The organism is Bacillus sp. MM2020_4 (assembly GCF_011250555.1).
Lineage (GTDB): Bacteria > Bacillota > Bacilli > Bacillales > Cytobacillaceae > Neobacillus.
This window is the reverse complement of record NZ_JAANMZ010000117.1, coordinates 1-439: the sequence shown is the minus strand read 5'-3', so window position 1 is coordinate 439 and position 439 is coordinate 1. Positions and strand designations below refer to the sequence as shown.

At 24.8% G+C, this 439-nt stretch carries 1 protein-coding gene; it reads right to left on the bottom strand.

The features are described 5' to 3' along the window. A partial coding sequence (locus tag G6554_RS25380; protein WP_207627757.1) for a hypothetical protein occupies positions 1 to 439 on the bottom strand: 439 nt, incomplete at both ends.

The following is a 439-nucleotide window of genomic DNA, read 5'->3' as shown; positions in this document are numbered from 1 at the left end:
CTATTAATACATATTTTATTAACCTACTATTTTTCAATCGTTTATCTTTATTTGAATATTTAAGAGCCGAACTATAATTATTTTTGAAATGCTCATAAGCCACTAAGCTGCTTAACTCATGTAATAGATTTGAAATTTCCACCTTAAATTCCACTTCAGAATTTGCATTATAAATCGCATAAGCCGCATTTCTAATAGAAGAATCAGTTCGATTACTTGTTTCTCTAGAAGCATTAAAAATCAAAAAGAAATTTCTTAAATTTTTCAAAGTCGAATCTTTTATTACTTCATCTATAATACTCTTATGATATGCTTCTAAAATGGATGTAAGAAGCGATCTTATTTGCTTATTATTTTTTAGATTAAAATATTTTATATATTTATCTGATGTATTTTTATCTGTTGCTTTAGCATATAAACTAGAAAACCTATGTAAATC